11 protein-coding genes are annotated in these 12,976 nt (G+C 59.0%); 4 read left to right on the plus strand and 7 right to left on the minus strand.

Annotated elements, in window-relative coordinates:
• Nucleotides 1-515 precede the first annotated feature (515 nt).
• From M1D43_RS22810 to M1D43_RS22825, 4 genes are all read right to left on the minus strand, one after another.
• Nucleotides 516-1,547 (minus strand): mechanosensitive ion channel family protein, encoded by a 1,032-nt coding sequence (locus tag M1D43_RS22810; RefSeq protein WP_017265322.1) that lies wholly within the window; start codon nucleotides 1,545-1,547, stop codon nucleotides 516-518.
• 72 nt (nucleotides 1,548-1,619) lie between these two features.
• Nucleotides 1,620-2,045 carry a cupin domain-containing protein gene (locus M1D43_RS22815; protein ID WP_010975990.1) on the minus strand — a complete coding sequence of 142 codons (426 nt, stop codon included), beginning with the start codon at nucleotides 2,043-2,045 and terminating at the stop codon, nucleotides 1,620-1,622.
• 63 nt (nucleotides 2,046-2,108) lie between these two features.
• Nucleotides 2,109-2,861, minus strand: coding sequence for an SDR family oxidoreductase (locus M1D43_RS22820; RefSeq protein WP_010975991.1), 753 nt, complete (start codon nucleotides 2,859-2,861; stop codon nucleotides 2,109-2,111).
• A 146-nt stretch (nucleotides 2,862-3,007) separates the two neighbouring features.
• Nucleotides 3,008-3,961, minus strand: a complete 954-nt coding sequence (locus M1D43_RS22825) for an MBL fold metallo-hydrolase (protein WP_013850510.1) — start codon at nucleotides 3,959-3,961, stop codon at nucleotides 3,008-3,010.
• Nucleotides 3,962-4,526: 565 nt separating this feature from the next.
• Here M1D43_RS22825 and M1D43_RS22830 point away from each other — a divergent pair.
• The 3 genes from M1D43_RS22830 to M1D43_RS22840 all read left to right on the plus strand — a co-directional run bounded on the left by M1D43_RS22830 (nucleotide 4,527) and on the right by M1D43_RS22840 (nucleotide 9,391).
• On the plus strand, nucleotides 4,527-8,216 hold the full coding sequence (locus M1D43_RS22830; RefSeq protein WP_122103547.1) for an MASE1 domain-containing protein: 3,690 nt from the start codon (nucleotides 4,527-4,529) through the stop codon (nucleotides 8,214-8,216).
• Nucleotides 8,217-8,310: 94 nt separating this feature from the next.
• The gene (locus M1D43_RS22835; RefSeq protein WP_017265325.1) at nucleotides 8,311-8,688 is read left to right on the plus strand and encodes a response regulator; all 378 of its coding nucleotides are present in this window, start codon (nucleotides 8,311-8,313) and stop codon (nucleotides 8,686-8,688) included.
• Nucleotide 8,689: 1 nt separating this feature from the next.
• Nucleotides 8,690-9,391, plus strand: a complete 702-nt coding sequence (locus M1D43_RS22840) for a response regulator transcription factor (protein WP_010975995.1) — start codon at nucleotides 8,690-8,692, stop codon at nucleotides 9,389-9,391.
• An 18-nt stretch (nucleotides 9,392-9,409) separates the two neighbouring features.
• Here the strand turns inward: M1D43_RS22840 and M1D43_RS22845 are convergent, their stop codons facing one another.
• A complete protein-coding gene (locus tag M1D43_RS22845; protein WP_014527057.1) occupies nucleotides 9,410-10,342 on the minus strand; it encodes a LysR family transcriptional regulator in 933 nt (310 codons plus the stop codon).
• Nucleotides 10,343-10,400: 58 nt separating this feature from the next.
• On the opposite strand from M1D43_RS22845, the gene M1D43_RS22850 reads away from it, so the two are divergent.
• A complete protein-coding gene (locus tag M1D43_RS22850; protein ID WP_010975997.1) occupies nucleotides 10,401-11,150 on the plus strand; it encodes an SDR family NAD(P)-dependent oxidoreductase in 750 nt (249 codons plus the stop codon).
• Between the two features lie 138 nt (nucleotides 11,151-11,288).
• Here M1D43_RS22850 and uraH read toward each other — a convergent pair whose 3' ends face one another.
• Both uraH and M1D43_RS22860 read right to left on the minus strand, forming a co-directional pair.
• Nucleotides 11,289-11,651 carry a hydroxyisourate hydrolase gene (gene uraH / locus M1D43_RS22855; RefSeq protein ID WP_014527056.1) on the minus strand — a complete coding sequence of 121 codons (363 nt, stop codon included), beginning with the start codon at nucleotides 11,649-11,651 and terminating at the stop codon, nucleotides 11,289-11,291.
• 795 nt (nucleotides 11,652-12,446) lie between these two features.
• Nucleotides 12,447-12,959: an ureidoglycolate lyase gene (locus tag M1D43_RS22860; RefSeq protein ID WP_122103548.1), complete on the minus strand. Its 513-nt coding sequence runs from the start codon at nucleotides 12,957-12,959 to the stop codon at nucleotides 12,447-12,449.
• Nucleotides 12,960-12,976 lie beyond the last annotated feature (17 nt).

Genomic DNA, 12,976 nt, shown 5'->3' on the forward strand with positions numbered 1-12,976 from the left:
AAGACGGTTCCTGCGAGATGGATGATGGCGCTTCTCCTCGCCCTCATCTCTGTGCTTGTCACAGAGATCCAGCGGCGCCGCGTGGGCGGCGCGGGAAGAGGTCTTTCAGCCCCTGTGACGAGCACAGGGATGAGGAGATCAAACAAGCCGCGGCAGGAAATCCAAATCTCAACAGGCCTTAGAGCGGGATGAGGAAAGGTGTGTGCGGTCTTCCGCCCGCATCCCGCGCCGCAACTTCTTGGAACGATCACGTTCAATGTTTTTGGGTCGACCCGACCTAAAAACATCGTGATCTAGGGAAGGATGGCGCTTTCCACATGGCTAATATCCCGCCGAAATCTGCCTTGAATCCGATCTGCTCCCATTCGGGTATCAGTTTCAGTTTCCGGGATAACGCGACGTTGATGCACGATATGCCACTGCATCCAGATAGACAGCTGAGTCGCACGCGAGATAGCTATTTCAACGATCCCTCACGTCCATCCAGTGCGCCTGAATCCACAGTGGCTACGAACTTATGAGGCGGTGACCCGGACCGGCCGGGAGGAGAGCGTCGCCAGATATTGGCTGTCGGTCGGTGGAGGCATGAAAGCAAGGCTTTCAGCCGGTATAGCGAGCGAAAGCCCGTTTGCTTCGCATCGGTCATGAAGGAGGTCGACGATCTCATTCTTGGCAGGAGTTCGAATTGCGACGTTGTCTACGCGGAATTGAAGCTCGACTTCGATGGCGATGGCGTCGATTGCTTTCAGGGCGGCGACCGGCGGCGGGCTCTTATTGATCAGGACACTGGATTGCAGCGCAGACCGCATGATTTCCTCGACGACGCGCGGCCTTTGCGTTGCCGCGACGCGCACACGTAACGTGATCAGGTGCGTCTCGTCGGGGCGGCTGAGATTTGTCATGCCCTGCTTTGCCAAGACGCTGTTCGGCAGCACGACGACATTGTGCGTAGCGCTCAACAGGTTGGTGGAGCGCCAATTGGTTTCGATGACGCGGCCCTCGGTTCCGTCGGTCAACTCAATCCAGTCCCCTATCGCATAGGCTCTGCCGAGTGTCAGCGCGATGCCGGAGAAGACATCGCCGAGCGTATTTTGTAACGCAAGGCCGAAGATAACGGCGATGACACCCGACGTCGTGACCAAGGTGCCGACCGGCATGCCGAAGACGAAACCTACAACGGAAAGCGCCACACCAAGATAGATGGCGGCAATGGCCATATCCTGGATGAGGTGTGCTTCCCGCGGCCTTCGGTTCAACCTGACGTAGATCTGGATGAAACCGATGACGGCCCAGGCGAGATGGGCCCACCACAGGATTCTGGCCGATTTTGAAAGCAGCGCTCCAATGCCCTGCAAATGGACGGCATCAGGCCGATACGGAGCGATACCCCCAAGGTAAAGCACCACGCTCATGACGCTGAAGAACAGAATCTGGGCGATCAGACGGCCCGTCGGTCGGGTGCCGCCCTGGATGTGCCAGACGACGATCCCGGCAACCCCCAGAACGTTGACCAGGACAAGCGGTACCGAGTTGTCATCACCAAACATGGCACAAATCCCCGATTGTGGTTGAATCAAAGACGCGGCCGGGCGCCAACACTGGAGGCCCGGCCTGATAGTCTATTCCTTGATCGGGAAGGTCAGTTCCGTTTCAGCGGTATCGACCACAAAGACGGCGAGCAGCTTTGCCGGCTTGGTAGTGCTGGTGTTTTCGCTGACTCCGTGGCGATCGCCTGGCAATTCCGAAAAGCTTTCACCAGCGCTGTAAACTGTAACGGGACCGTCATTGACCTGGCTGCGGATGGCGCCCTCGAGAACGGTAGCGTAAATGAAGGCGGATACTGGATGTGTATGGCCCTCCGAAAAGCCGCCCGGAGCGTACTCGACGAGAACGCCCTTCACGCTCTTGCCAGGAACGTTCGGCAATTCATGCTCATAGACGAGCGTAACCTTCGCGCCCTCATCGCCACCTGACGAATCATGTGCGAGCGCCGTCCCTGATAGGAGAGCCGCCAACACGACGGCAAAATGCAATGTCTTGATCATGTCTTCCATCCTTTCGTGACTGGGGGCACCGGGCTGCCCAATAGACCGCCCGTGCGCCGATCGTTACTTTCTGGGTGTCGTCGCAAACCACTCATCGAAACCGATACGGCCGACGCGAGGGTGCTTGTCGGAGACGAGTGAACCCTCTTCCAGTTTTGTCCCAAAATACCGGGCATCCGGATCTGCGATGACGGTGCGGGAATCTCCGATCGCCTTGAGATAGCGCGCGGCAAAATCGCAAAGACGAGCGCGCTCGGGCCCGCAGATTTCGATGATGTCGTCAGCCGGCGCGGCAAGGGCCGCGTCCGTCACGAAATCGGCGACGTCTTCGGACGCTATCGGCTGCAACGAACCCGTCGACAGGCGAGCAGTGCCATTGACCGTGCCCGCCTGGGCGATACCGCCGAGAAACTCCATGAACTGTGTGGAGCGCACGATCGTATAGGGTATGCCGGCTGCCCGGATGATCTTTTCCTGAGCAATCTTGGCTCGAAGATAGCCGCTATCCGGCAGCCGATCTGCGCCGACGATGGAGAGGGCGACATGGTGCTTTACGCCGGCTGTCATTTCCGCCGCCATCAGATTCCTGCCCGCTTTCTGAAAGAATTCGAGCACGGCGTTGTCCTCGAAGGAGGGCGAGTTCGCGAGGTCGATAACCACCTCGGTATTCTTCAGTGCGTCCGCCAAGCCCTCGCCGGTGAGGGTGTTGACGCCGGTTTTCGGGGCAGCGGCAATGACCTCATGCCCTTTCTTGCGCAAGCGCTCTGCAGTCTTCGAACCGATCAGGCCGGTTCCGCCGATGATCACGATTTTCATGAGAGGCTCCATTTGCGAGGGCCCATACGGTGCGCGTCGCTCGATAGGTGAATTTGAGAAAGCCCGTTGACGCCAGGGATTGAAGGCCGTCCTGAACACGGCCTTCAAAGTTGCACGTTCTGGTTCGACCTCAATTCCACAAGCGGTCAGTAGTCCCAGAAGACCGGCACCCAACGAAAGGTGTCGCCATCGACCGCGACATGGCCGACGGAAGGAAACGGCATATGCGTTGCCACCAGCAGTTCACCGGTCGCCGCCAGCTCCTGCAAAAGCCGGACGCGGACGCGAGCTGCCTCCTCGGGGTCGTGTTCGAAACCGTTGTGCCAGTCGGGGTGGTCGAATCCGACCGCGAACACGGCGTCGCCGGCAAACATCAGACGGTCGTTGCCCGAAGCCACGCGGACCACGCTGTGTCCCGGGGTATGCCCGCCGGTACGAGACACGACCACGCCCGGCGCCACCTCACGCTCATCCTCGAACAGCCGCAGGTGGTTCTGATAATCTTTGGCGAACCGCTTGGCGGCCGCCCGAAGCGCGTCCGGGAACCCCTCCGGCATGACCGCGTGGGTGAAATCGGGCGACTCCCAGAATTTGACCTCGGCAGCGGCAACGTGGATCCGCAGGTCCGGATTCAGCTGCTCCTTCACCCCGTCGACCAGCAGTCCGCCAACGTGATCCATGTGCATGTGGGTCAGTACCACGTCGGTCACGGATGCGAGGTCGATGCCGGCGGCCGCCAGCCGCTTCATCAGCTGCCCAGCACGGGGTAAGTTCAAGTCGGGGTCGAGTCCCAGGCCAGCGTCGATGAGAATGGTCTGCTCGCCGCTACGGACCACGACGACGTTCAGCGCCCAGTCGAACGCGTCCTGCGGCAGAAACATGTCGCCCAACCACGCGGCACGGGCGGCCGGGTCGGCGTTATGGCCCAGCATCGCGGTTGGAAGCGGTAGCACCCCATCGCTGATCACCAGGACTTCAATCTCGCCGATTTGCACCGCGTAGCGTGACGGCACCAGCTCCTCGGGTGCGGGTCTGCCGACATATGAGGCGTTTTCCCGTTTCATGCTTGCCTCCTGAGTATTGCTGCTCATCTGGTTCATCTTTGAACGCTCCTCTGTTCTATGTCGTGGATGGCTTGCGCTTCCTGGGTGGAAGCGGGGTGAAAGTCGATCGCGACACACTCAATGCCGGTGTGTCCTCTAATGATCTATCGAAAGCGATCTGCGGCTGCGCCAGAACGATTGCTGCCGCTGTAGAGCTATTGCTGCTGACGCATCCGCATGCGGCGATCGCCCGGCGTCGCCGCTCGGTCGAATTCTCGTGCGCGATAAATGTCCGGCGATGATCATTGGGATCGTCATTTGCGCAGCGCTCTGCTGCTTCGCCGGCATTCGATTTCGACCATCGCTGAAAATCATCGCCCTGATGAGGCATCACTCGTCTGGCGAACTGGTGCTTGGCCTTTCCCATAGCCTTCGTGATCAACGTCGCGGGCCCATTGAGGCTCGGCGCTATTTCTCAAGGAGCGCCCAAACATGGATTGCCGCAAGTTGCGGCCGCACAGCCGCCAGACTAGGGTGCGCGCGCAACCGCCAGCACCCTCTCAAAGCTAATTCGCTCGAACGCTGGTGATCTTATGTTTCATTTGTTTTGTCGGAGCAGCCGATGATGCTCATCTGGCCGTATCGTCCCCACCCCCGGCATCTGGCTCTCTTTATCGTAGCCTACGTCCTGGGCTGCGGTTTTGCGCACGCCCTGGCAATCGTCCCTGGGACCGGGATCTCCTTTTGGGCTCCTAGCGGGCTCTTCATTGCCACGCTCGCTCTTGTCCAAAGGCAGAGCTGGCCGTGGTGGCTTCTGGCGGGATGTTTCGCCGAGGTGCTAAGCAATTTCCTGTGGTTCCACAGCCCGTTCCCTGCCGCCATGCTGATATATGTCGGCAATGCCCTAGAGGCAGTGATCGGTGCCTCGCTGGTCAATTGGGCCTTAAAGCGATCGATTCGATTGGAAACCTTGCGGGAGGTTCTCGCTTTCGTCGTTCTGGGTGCTGGAGTTGCACCGGTGGTGAGCGCCACCGTCGGAAGTGCGACACTCGCCTGGTTCGGCATATTATCGCAAACCTTCACCGGCGCCTGGCCGCTCTGGTGGATTGGAGACGCCACTGGTGTCTTGATCGTTGCACCGCTGGCATTTATCGTGATCCAGAACTGGCGCGACAAGACCGAGCTTTCGGCCGCCCGATTGGCAGAAGCCTGCGTTCTTGGGCTGATTTTTCTTGGAGTCGCCGCCCTTTCGCTCAGCGGCTACTTACCCTTTGCATACATCATCATGCCACCACTTCTTTGGGCCGCGGTGCGATTCGAGGTCAAGGGTGCGGTCGTCGTCCTGGTCCTCCTCACACTGATCACGGCGATATTCACGATATCCGGAACCAGTCCGTTTGCCGGCGACGACGAGACCCAGCGCCACAAGCAGTTCATGCTACAACTTTTCTTGGCAATTTCGGCATTTTCAGCGCTCATCGTCGCCGCCATATCCCGCCAGTATCAACTGGCATTGTCGAACCTGCAACAAAGCGTGGCTACTTTGCGGGAGAGGGAGCGGGAACTCTCTCAGATCGTGAACATGGTCCCAGTTCATATCCGGCGGCTGACCCCCGAAGGCGAGCCGACGTTCTTCAACAAGCGTCTTACTGATTTCTTCGGGCTTGACCTGCAACAGTTGGAAAAGCCGAATGCAAGCCGGCTGGTGACGGCCGTGCAGACCCTCGTCCATCCCGATGATGCCGATAGCTTGCTGCAAGCCGTTCGCCGGTCCCTGGCTACGGGCGAACCGTACTCCATAAAATATCGCATGCGGCGTGCGGACGGCGCCTATCGGTGGGTCGATGGCAGGGCCGAGCCTTTGCGGGATGACAGCGGAACCATCTTGCAATGGTTTGCAATCTCCATCGACATCGATGATGAGGTCCGAATGCAAGAGGCGCTCAAGCAGAGCGAGCGTCGCTACCGCGAACTCTTCCACTATATGCCGATCGGTCTTGCCCAGATAGATGCAGGCAAGCTTATCCCGATGTTCAAAGAAATGCGGGCACAGGGCGTCGTCAGTCTCGAAACTTACATGGACGAGAACCCCGAATTCCTCAGCCACGCGCTGGAAGCGCTGGAGGTCGAAGAGGTCAACCAGCATGTCATTGACATGTTCCGCGCAAATAGCCGGGAAGAAATGGGCGGCTCGATCACCCGCTACTGGCAGCCGGCCCTTGCCACCATCCGCCGCTCCATCGAAGCACGCTATCGCGGCGAAGAGGTCTTCCAGGAAGAAACCAGAGTGGCGCGGATGGACGGCAGCGTCATGGACGTCGTTTTCGCTATTGCCCAGCCCGGCGCCATTGCCGACAAGAGCCTCGTCGGCTTTATCGATATCACAGAGCGGAAGCGGGCCGAAGAGGCTCTGCGCGCACGCGAGCGGGAATTCTCGCAGCTCGTGAACATGGTTCCCAGCTATCTCTGGCGGTTGACGCCCGACGGTGTCCCGAACTTTCTAAATCAGCGACTGATCGATTTTCTGGGCCCGGACGTCGTTAACGCGAATGTTGAAGGCGTTCATCCTCTGGCTGCTATCATTGGCGCTGTCGTGCATCCGGACGACAAAACGCGCATGAGCAACGCGTTGTTTCACAGCGTTGCGACCGGCGAACGATTCTCCATGAAGTATCGACTGCGACGCGCCGACGGCGTCTATCGCTGGGTGGAGGGTAGCGCTGAGCCGATGCGCGATGAGGAGGGACGTATCCTCCAGTGGTACGGCCTCTCGCACGACATCGACGACATTATGCACGTGGAAGAAGCGCTGCGGAACAGCAAGCAGCAGCTGGAGCAGATGATTGAGGCAGTGCCCTTCAGCACCCTAAGCTTCGCGCCGACGGGCGAACTGACCTATGTCAGCAAGCGATATCAGGATCAGGCTGGCGCGCCGGGGGCGGAGATCAAGGATTTCGATGCACTGGCCCGGGAAGTGGCTCACCCCGACGATTTTCCAACAATGTTTGCACGGGCAACGCAAGGCTTTGCGACCGGCCAACCCTTCGTCAATCGGTTTCGCCGGCGCCTGAAGGACGGCAACTATCGCTGGATTGAGGCGCGCGCTCAGCCTTTGCGGCGTGCGGACGGCCCAATCGTACAGTGGTACTTTGCTTCAATCGACATCGAAGAGGAGATGCGCGCACAGGAGGCATTGCGCGAGAGGGAACGCTTCCTCTGGCAACTGGTGGAAACCCTGCCGGCCATGATCGATTGCGCTGCGCCAAACGGCGAGCCGGTCTATCGGAGCCAGCAGCTCCGTGATTTCCTTGGTTATGAGCTTGAAGAACTCGACGGCGGGGCGAAATCCCGACTGGATGCAACGCTCGATGCCGGCGTCCATCCGGATGACCTTGCGGGCGTCAAGGAGCAGTATGCGCGTTCGTTGGAAAGCGGAGAACCTTATCGCAGAAAACATCGTCTGCGGCGTTTCGATGGCGAATATCGCTGGATCGAGACGCGCGCGGCGCCGATGCGCGACGAGAAAGGCGCCATCGTGCAATGGAATGTTATTTGTCTGGATGTCGACCGAGAGGTTCGGATGCAGGAAGAATTGCGACTGGCACAGGAACGGCTTGCGCGCGCCGGCCAGGCAGCGAGCCTTGCCGAGCTGTCGGCTTCCATCGCACATGAAGTAAACCAACCCTTGGCGGCGATCGTCGCCAATTCGCACGCATGCTACCGATGGCTTTCGGCAGACCCCGTCAACATCGAACGCGCCAAGATCACGACCGAACGTGTCATCCGCGACGCCAAGTCAGCGGCGGACGTCGTCAGCCGGATTCGAGCCCTCTTCAAGCAGTCGGTGGAGAATAGAGGCATTCTGGTTCTTTCGGACGTTATCTCGGAAGCGTGTAGTCTGGTCGCCGCCGAAGCCTTGCGCCGTCGCATCCGGCTCAACATCGACGTGGAAACTAACCTTGCGCCGGTTACAGTCGACCGGATCCAGGTACAGCAGGTCCTCGTCAATCTCATTCGCAACGGCATGGAGGCAATGGATGCCGTTGACGACAACAAAACTGTCGATGTGCGCATGCATCAGGTGGACGACGAAGTGCGGATCGAGATAGGCGACAACGGAAACGGGGTCGCGTTTCCCGAGCGCATTTTCGAGCCCTTCTTCACGACAAAGGAAAATGGAATGGGCATGGGTCTCGCCATCAGTCGCTCGATCGTCGAAGCACACGGCGGACGTTTATGGGCGGAAAAAAACGAACCGCGCGGCGCGAGGTTCGTTTTCACCTTACCAAAGGTAGCGAAGGGGGCGACATGACAAGGGGGTATGTGCTTTCATTGCGACGACGCGGCAGCATCAAGGGGGCGCTCGGCGAACTCCTGGAGCGTACGATGCAGGAGGCATTCCCGACATGCACAAAACAAGACCGATGATCGCGGTTGTCGACGACGATCCAAGGCTGCTTGACTCGCTGGAAGAGCTTCTGGAATCCGCTGGATATACCGCCTGTTGCTTTGGTTCGGCCAGCGGCCTGCTCGATCACGGACTATCGAATCTGGACCTGCTCATAACCGACATCGGGATGCCCGGCATAAATGGCTTCGAACTTCGTGACCGGGTGAAGAGTGCGTGTCCGGAGTTGCCGGTATTCCTGACTACAGGACGTCACGAAATCGCTGACCAGGGTGGCGCCCAGAGCGTTAACGGCTTTTTCCGCAAACCCTTCGACGCTCCTGACCTGCTGGTCGCTGTTTGCAAGGCGTTGCGAAAATCGAGAGATAGAGGGTGACATGAGACTTAGCCAGTCGGCTGGAACATCAGCCCCCCTGTTATCACAACGCAAAAAAAGTTCAGCCGAATCAATTGTCGTCGTCGTCGATGACGACGCAGCCGTGCGCGAGGGTTTGTCCGAGTTGATCCTCTCGGCGGGCTTCCAGCCCGTCAGCTTCGCCTCGACGCAGGAACTGCTCAACGCCGTTGACATATTGGATGGCCCGGGCTGCCTGATTCTTGACGTCCACATGCCAGGAGAAAGCGGGCTCGATCTCCAGCACCATCTGGCCGAGCGCGGCATTGGCAAGCCCATCATTTTCCTGACCGGTCGCGGCGATATCCCGATGACGGTTCAAGCGATGAAGGATGGCGCGGTGGATTTCCTTACCAAGCCCGTGTCGGACCGGACGTTGCTCGATGCGGTCATAGCCGCTATCGCGTTGGATCAAACCCAGCGAGCGGAAGCGATCGTGGTCAAGCGCAATGTTGAACGTTTGAAGACACTGACGCGGCGCGAACGGGAAGTCCTACGCGAGGTGGTGACGCGCGGACGCCTCAACAAGCAAATCGCCTTCGACCTTGGCATCAGCGAGGTCACGGTCAAGCTGCACCGTGCCAACGTAATGCGTAAGATGGAGGTCCGTTCCATCGGCGAACTGATCAGGGTATGGGAAACCTTGCCCCCGACGGTGCGCGAGAGGGCGGAAGCAGGATTTTGACAACCCGACATCGGCTGCTCAGATAAAGGCGATGGCTTTTGCCTCTCGGGCGATAAAATCGCAGACGAGTTTTACACGCAACGGCACCGTGCCTCCAAAGGCGTGCAGGGCACTAAATGGAGCGCTGGGGAACGAAAAACCTGTCGCGAGTGCAACAAGCCTGCCTCCTTCCAGGTATTTCGCTACCAGACACCGCAAAAGATAGGCCGCTCCGAGCCCACTGAGCGCAGCCTGAATGAGTGCGGTTCCTGAGTCGCAATCGACGCGCCCCGAGGGTATGAAACTCCTCCCGTCCGGCAGACGCATTGGCTGAGTGATGCCGCCCAGCGCATAGCGCGCGAAGGGCAGAGTTGCCAGCGCTTCGGCGGTCGCAGGATTTCCCCAGGTTTTCAGAAAGGCCGGAGACCCGACAATCGTCATCGGTAGGTCAGCCAGGTGACGAACCATATAATCCCCCGGAGCGGAATTCCCGACGCGCAACGCGACATCGTAGTCCTCCCTGATCAGATCGACAAACCGGTCTGTCAGTCCGACTTCAATATGCAGGTTCGGATAGTCGGCTGCGAAACTTCCGAAGAGACGAGGCAGCAATAGGGGGGCCATTTCGTTCGGCATGCTGATGCGCAAGCGGCCGGAGGGTGCAATATCTGATCTGATCGCCTCTTCGCTTGCCCCCAAGTCCCGCAACAGCGGCGCAACGCGGTCGAAGAACAACTGACCATCCTGGGTAAGCATCAGGGCGCGCGTGGATCGCAGGAAGAGCCGGGTACCGATTTTCTTTTCCAGGCGTGCAACACCTTTCGACACCGCCGACGGTGTTGTTCCCAGGTCGCGGGCCGCAGCGCTGAACGATCCGGCCTCTACCGTCCGCACAAAAGCCATCAACCCGGAAATTTCGTTGAGAAGGTTCGGCAATTGCGCCTCCGCGGCACAGCTCATGTGCCCGCCCATGATCTAATTATCCCGGGCGGCGCCGTTTATCTAGTTTCTAGTCGAAAGGAGATAAACAATGCACCACCTCAAAGACAAGGTCGCCGTCATCACCGGCGGTAATAGCGGGATCGGCAAGGCAACTGCTCGTCTGTTCGCGGAAGAAGGGGCGAAGGTCATCATTACCGGACGGCGACGGGATGTTGTCGATCGCGCCGTGCAAGAAATCGGTCCGTCGGCCATCGGCTTCGTGGGCGACGCGGCCGACCTTGGCGACCATCGCAGGCTGGCGGACGCCGTGAAGAGCCGCTTCGGCGGGCTCGACATCTACATGGCCAATGCTGCGGTCATCAATCTCACTCCCTCCGCGGAGGTGACCCCGGAAGACTATGACCGGCATTTCGCAACCAATACGCGCGGCGTGTTTTTCGGCGTGCAGACGATCGCCCCTCTGATTCGCGACGGCGGAAGCATCATCGTTACAAGCTCGCTCGCGGCCACTAAGATTCTTCCGGATCACACCGTCTATGCCGGTTCAAAGGCAGCAACCGCCGCCTTTGCTAAAAACTGGGCACTCGAATTCAAGTCGCGCAGGATTCGCGTAAACATCCTGAGCCCGGGACCGGTCGAGACCGAAATCCTCGCCAAGTTGGGCGTATCGGAGGCCGAGCGGCCGGCTTTCGAAGACCGCATGGCTTCCTTGATCCCCGCGGGCCGGCTTGGCCGGCCGGAAGAGTTGGCGCGCGCCGCACTTTTCCTCGCCTCCGATGCGGGAAGCTTTGTCAATGGGGTCGAGCTTCATGTCGATGGCGGCATGACCCTGACTTGAGATGCAGCGCATGGAGCCTGCTCGCAGGAGCGATGCGTAGTCATGAGTTGCCTACAGACTCTAAGTACTTGCAGAGGCTTCGGGGGTCCTAGTCTTCATCCGTCATGTCTGCCAGCGTGCTTTTCCGCCGACGCGTTTTCAACTGCCGCGATAAGTGGAATAGCCGTAAGGCGAGAGCAGCAGCGGCACATGGTAGTGGCTGTCGGCATCTGCAATGCCGAAGCGCAGGGGAACGAGCTCGAGAAAGGCGGGATCCGGAACCTTCACGCCCGCGGACCTAAAATAGTCACCGGCGTGGAAGACCAGTTCGTAGGTCCCGGTCGCGAACCCGGCCCCCTCCATGAGCGGTCCATCGACACGGCCGTCGCTATTGGTATGGACCGTACGGATGAGGTGCCGCGCATCGCCTTCGAGCCGGTAGAGATCGATCTTCAGCCCGTGGGCGGGTCTGCCGAGCGCGGTGTCGAGAACGTGGGTCGTCAGGCGGCCTGACTTGCTCATGTATCTCCCTCTCGCAAGTCCTGTCATTGTGGAGGAAGCTAGCCTTCTCTTCCTTCGAGAAGCAACCCCTGTCCTACATCACGGGCCGCGCTGTCCGCAGAAAGCGGCGCTCGTTTCCGCCGGGTTCCTGCGCGAGGCTGACAGGAACACCATTGTCGAACGCGGAAAAGCGATATTACCGGCACGGTGACGACATTTGCCCTGACTCGGCTGGAACACCGTGCGCCCGGACCGGCGCCGGCGCTCCGGAACTTCTTCCGCTGGCGCCTAGCCGCCTTTATCGCGGCTGCGGCCTCCGGGTGCGCGCCATGAAAAGCTGAACGCTTTGACTAGAAATGGATTTCAGAGCTGGCGGCCGACATGCCTCTTTACGATTTACGACCCGCGCATATAGCGCACTTCCAGGAAAAGCCTTGTAACGGCTTTCCGTCCGGAAGTGCGCAGTTTTTAAATTCTTAGAGCGCTCAGTGTTTCCATGAAACTTTGAAAACCCTCTATTGAAGGTTGACACAACTGCTAAAAAAATAAATATAATTTGACAACCTACAGATGCAGAGCGATCAATGTGGCAGCTTCGCGACTTGCCGTTACCGGGAGCTAGATGAGCCGATGACCTGGTATCCTTTGCTTTCTGCTTTACTGGTTATTATATCTTTGACGTTATTATACTACATTATATAGACTATACAGGTTATCGATTTCGAACTGAGCTAGGCTGCTTATACATGCTCCAATAACTTATGTCGTTTTCTTTGGCGTCCTGGATTTCTTTACAAATCCGTGAGTAGGTCTTGCTCAACGCAATTCCTCGCTTGATGGATCGGGAATGACGAAAGCCTCGTCGTAGTGGAACTCTTCCAGGTTGTTGCCCGGCCCCTCGCGGTCGACAACGATGAACTCGCTGACGGCGCCCACTGACATCAGCGGATGATGCCAGACATTGCGGCCGTAGTTGACGCCCTGCCTGCCATCCGCAATGAAGACCCTCGGCCGGCCCGGCCGGTCGCCTTGATCCTCGGCGACTACAACCAGCCACGGCCGGTCCCGGAGCGGCGAAAAGCTCTGGCTGCCGAGCGGATGGCGCTCCATCATCGTCACGGAATAGGGAAATACCCGGGGCTGCCCGCGAAAGATGTTGATGATGACGCCGGCACCCTCTCCCGCCGCATCGACGCGTGCGAGCGCGTGAAACCGTTCGGTATTGCGGCCATTGATGAAGCGCATCGAGGCCGGGTCGGCCTCGATGACGCTGCCGAACGGCGCGAAAGCCTCCCTGGTCAGAGGCTCGATCGAAAGCATATGCGACATCAGCCTGCCGTTCCGGC

The organism is Ensifer sp. R1-3, from assembly GCF_056739175.1.

Coding starts and splice junctions, on each gene's coding strand:
- M1D43_RS22850 (WP_010975997.1), top strand. CDS start 10,401: ATGCACCACCTCAAAGACAAGGTCGCCGTCATCACCGGCGGTAATAGC.
- M1D43_RS22830 (WP_122103547.1), top strand. CDS start 4,527: ATGATGCTCATCTGGCCGTATCGTCCCCACCCCCGGCATCTGGCTCTC.
- M1D43_RS22810 (WP_017265322.1), bottom strand. CDS start 1,547: ATGTTTGGTGATGACAACTCGGTACCGCTTGTCCTGGTCAACGTTCTG.
- M1D43_RS22815 (WP_010975990.1), bottom strand. CDS start 2,045: ATGATCAAGACATTGCATTTTGCCGTCGTGTTGGCGGCTCTCCTATCA.
- uraH (WP_014527056.1), bottom strand. CDS start 11,651: ATGAGCAAGTCAGGCCGCCTGACGACCCACGTTCTCGACACCGCGCTC.
- M1D43_RS22820 (WP_010975991.1), bottom strand. CDS start 2,861: ATGAAAATCGTGATCATCGGCGGAACCGGCCTGATCGGTTCGAAGACT.
- M1D43_RS22840 (WP_010975995.1), top strand. CDS start 8,690: ATGAGACTTAGCCAGTCGGCTGGAACATCAGCCCCCCTGTTATCACAA.
- M1D43_RS22860 (WP_122103548.1), bottom strand. CDS start 12,959: ATGTCGCATATGCTTTCGATCGAGCCTCTGACCAGGGAGGCTTTCGCG.
- M1D43_RS22835 (WP_017265325.1), top strand. CDS start 8,311: ATGCACAAAACAAGACCGATGATCGCGGTTGTCGACGACGATCCAAGG.
- M1D43_RS22825 (WP_013850510.1), bottom strand. CDS start 3,961: ATGAACCAGATGAGCAGCAATACTCAGGAGGCAAGCATGAAACGGGAA.
- M1D43_RS22845 (WP_014527057.1), bottom strand. CDS start 10,342: ATGGGCGGGCACATGAGCTGTGCCGCGGAGGCGCAATTGCCGAACCTT.